4 protein-coding genes are annotated in these 3,635 nt (G+C 65.0%); 2 read left to right on the top strand and 2 right to left on the bottom strand.

Annotated features, from left to right (window positions below):
* Together WAN71_RS24505 and WAN71_RS24500 are read right to left on the bottom strand one after the other, a co-directional pair.
* Window positions 1-236, bottom strand: a 236-nt coding sequence (locus tag WAN71_RS24505; RefSeq protein ID WP_422227815.1) for a TRAM domain-containing protein, incomplete at its 3' end; no start/stop codon positions are given.
* Window positions 233-2,227 carry an APC family permease gene (locus tag WAN71_RS24500; protein ID WP_422227814.1) on the bottom strand — a complete coding sequence of 665 codons (1,995 nt, stop codon included), beginning with the start codon at window positions 2,225-2,227 and terminating at the stop codon, window positions 233-235. The genes WAN71_RS24505 and WAN71_RS24500, both read right to left, overlap by 4 nt.
* Before the next feature lie 99 nt (window positions 2,228-2,326).
* Here WAN71_RS24500 and WAN71_RS24495 point away from each other — a divergent pair, with 99 nt between their 5' ends.
* A complete protein-coding gene (locus WAN71_RS24495; RefSeq protein ID WP_422227813.1) occupies window positions 2,327-2,998 on the top strand; it encodes a potassium channel family protein in 672 nt (223 codons plus the stop codon).
* Between the two features lie 82 nt (window positions 2,999-3,080).
* The coding region (locus WAN71_RS24490) for a potassium channel family protein (RefSeq protein ID WP_422227812.1) at window positions 3,081-3,635 on the top strand (555 nt) is incomplete at its 3' end.

The raw sequence follows: 3,635 nt of genomic DNA, 5'->3' as shown, positions 1-3,635 counted from the left end.
CCCTCCACCCCGGCGATCGGGCATAGCGACGCCCTACGGTCGTCGGACGGCTCGACTACCTCGACCGCCTCGGCATGCCAGTAAGAACCCCGATCCGCGGTGACCCGGGCCCGCACCCGCTCACCGGGCAGCGCGTAGCGGACGAACACCACCCGGCCGTCGTGACGTGCCACGCAGCTGCCCCCGTTGGCCGGCGCACCGACGGTCAACGTCAGTTCTCCCAAAGCGGTTGTCAATCGAAGATCCCCCGACGGGCGTCGCCCGGTGCCGCATGCGGATGCAGCGTCTTGAGCCGCTCCGACGAACTCAACTGCCAGGGAACCGATGTCACCATTACCCCCGGCATGAACAGCAACCGGCCCTTCAGCCGCAGCGCGCTCTGGTTGTGCAGCACGTGCTCCCACCAGTGCCCCACGACGTACTCCGGAAGAAAGACCGTCACCACGGTGCGCGGCGATTCTTTGCTCAATCGTTTGACGTAATCCAGTATTGGGCCTGTGATTTCGCGGTATGGCGAAGCGATGACTTTCAGCGGGACGCTGATATCGCTGTCTTGCCATCTGCGGACCAAATCCCGGGTCTCCGCATCGTCGACGCTCACTGTGACGGCCTCCAGCACATCGGGCCGCGTCGCGCGTGCGTAGGCCAGCGCGCGCAGTGTCGGCAGATGCAACTTCGACACCAGTACCACGGCATGGTTGCGGCTGGGCAAGACGACATCCGTGTCTTCGGCAGCCTGCTGCTCCAGTTCCTGGCTGACGGCATCGTAATGCTTGCGGATCATCTTCATGACGACGAAAAGCAAAACCATGGCGACGACAGCGATCCAGGCCCCGGCAAGAAACTTGGTGATCGATACCACGAACAGCACCGTGCCGGTGGACACGAACCCGATCGTGTTGACCACCCGGGACCGCAGCATCGTGCGCCGGACGGCGGGATCGGTCTCATTGCGCAGCAGCCGAGTCCAATGTCGGACCATGCCGATTTGGCTCAGTGTGAACGAAATGAACACCCCGACGATGTAGAGCTGAATCAGCGCGGTGACCTGCGCGCGGAACGCAATGATCGCCGCGAGAGCCGCCACCGCCAGGAACACGATGCCGTTGGAGAATGCCAGCCGGTCGCCCCGCGTATGTAGTTGGCGCGGAAGATAACTGTGCTGCGCGAGCACCGAGCCCAGTACCGGGAACCCGTTGAACGCCGTATTGGCCGCCAGCACCAGGATGAGCGCGGTCACGGCTGCGATCAGCAGAAAACCGATGTGGAAGCTGCCGAACACCGTCTGCGCGATCTGAGTCACCAGAGTCTTCTGTTCATAGTCGTGCGGGCTACCGCTCAGCTGGGTGGCGGGATCCTCGACGATCTGCACCCTGGTCTTCTCCGCCAGCAGGATGATGCCCATCAACAAGCTGACCGAAATCGTGCCCAGCAGAAGCAGTGTCGTTGCCGCATTACGCGACTTGGGCTTCCGGAATGCCGGCACTCCGTTGCTGATCGCTTCCACACCGGTGAGCGCCGCACAGCCCGATGAGAACGATCGCGCCACCAGAAACACAAAAGCAAACCCGGTGATCTGGCTACGCTCGGCATGCATCACGAAGCCGGCGGACTCGGCCCGAAGCGGCTCGCCAAAGACGTAAATCCGGAACAGTCCCCAACCGAGCATGAGGCCGACGCCGACGATGAACGCGTAGGTCGGAATCGCGAAGGCCACCCCGGACTCACGCACACCGCGCAGGTTCATCGCCATCACCAGCAGGATCGCGGTCACGCAGAACAACACCTTGTGGGTAGCCACGAACGGAATGGCAGATCCGATGTTCGACATGGCCGATGCTGTCGAAACAGCCACCGTGAGAACGTAATCCACCATCAGGGCGCTCGCGACGGTAAGGCCGGCGTTGGCGCCCAGGTTGGCGGTGACCACTTCGTAGTCGCCACCTCCGGATGGGTAGGCATGCACGTTCTGCCGGTAGCTGGCCACCACGACCAGCATCACCGCCGCCACCGCCAGGCCGATCCAGGGTGTCAACGAGTACGCCGCCAGCCCGGCCACCGACAGCATCAGGAAGACCTCTTCGGGGGCGTAGGCCACCGAGGACAACGCATCGGAAGCGAACACCGGCAAGGCGATCCGCTTGGGCAGCAGTGTGTGGCTCAGCCGATCGCTGCGAAACGGCCGACCCAAAACCAGTCGACGCGCCGCGGTCGAAAGTTTGGACACGAGAGCCAAGAGTAAGCCCACCCGGGATTGCCGGTACGGTTCTCTGGACGACAACGTTCCGGCCCGAACTGGCTGGCATCCTCCCGAGAGGACGCGCAAGTGCGAGTGGTTGTGATGGGCTGCGGCAGGGTGGGGTCGTCGGTGGCCGACGGGTTGTCCCGGATCGGCCACGACGTCGCGATCATCGACAGCGACAGCACCGCGTTTGGCCGGCTGAGCCCCGACTTCGCCGGTGAGCGAGTCCTCGGCCTGGGTTTCGATCGAGACGTGCTGCTCAGGGCCGGCATCGAGGAAGCCGATGCGTTCGCCGCGGTGTCATCCGGGGACAACTCCAACATCATTTCGGCTCGGCTGGCTCGGGAGATCTTTCAGGTGCCGCGGGTGGTCGCGCGAATCTATGACGCCAAGCGTGCGGAGGTCTACGAACGGCTCGGCATTCCGACGATTGCCACCGTGCCCTGGACCACCGATCGGCTGCTCAACGCGCTCACCCGAGATACCGAGACCACCAAGTGGCGAGACCCGACCGGGACCGTCGCGGTCGTCGAGGTGGCGCTGCACGAGGACTGGGTGGGCCGCCGGGCCACCGATCTGGAGACGGCCACCCGTTCTCGGGTGGCGTTTCTGATCCGATTCGGCACCGGCGTGCTTCCGGAGCCGAAGACGGTGATCCAGGCCGGCGACCAGGTCTATATCGCCGCCATTTCCGGCCGCGTGGCAGAGGCATTGGCCATCGCGGCGTTGCCACCCAGCGAAGACCTCGAGCCATGAAGCACGCCGACGACGATGCAGTGGGGGCACCCCCAGCCGCGCAGCGGCGAGGGGGACGCAGCGATGAGGAGGAGCGGCGCCGATGAAGGTAGCCATTGCAGGGGCGGGCGCGGTCGGCCGCTCGGTCGCGCGCGAACTGCTGGAAAACGGTCACGACGTGTCGCTGATCGAGCGCAACCCCGAGCACATCGACGTCGACGCCATCAAGGGCGCGCACTGGCGGCTCGGCGACGCATGCGAGATGAGCGTGCTGCAGTCGATAGGCCTGGAGGATTTCGACGTCGTGGTGTCGGCCACCGGCGACGATAAAGCGAACGTCGTGCTCAGCTTGCTGGCCAAAACCGAGTTCGCGGTACCCCGGGTGGTGGCCCGGGTCAACGATCCCCGAAACGAGTGGCTGTTCACCGATGCCTGGGGCGTCGACGTGGCGGTGTCCACCCCGCGGATGCTGGCTTCCTTGATCGAGGAGGCGGTCGCGGTCGGAGACCTGGTGCGGCTGATGGAATTCCGGAGCGGTCAGGCCAATCTTGTCGAGATCACGCTGCCCGACGACACGCCGTGGGGCGGCAAGCCGGTGCGCAAGTTGCAGCTGCCGCGGGACGCCGCGCTGGTGACGATCCTGCGTGGGCCCCGGGTC

Source organism: Mycobacterium sp., assembly GCF_049280035.1.
Classification (GTDB): domain Bacteria; phylum Actinomycetota; class Actinomycetes; order Mycobacteriales; family Mycobacteriaceae; genus Mycobacterium.
Note: the sequence above shows the minus strand (reverse complement) of the source record. Positions and strands in the feature narration are given on the sequence as shown.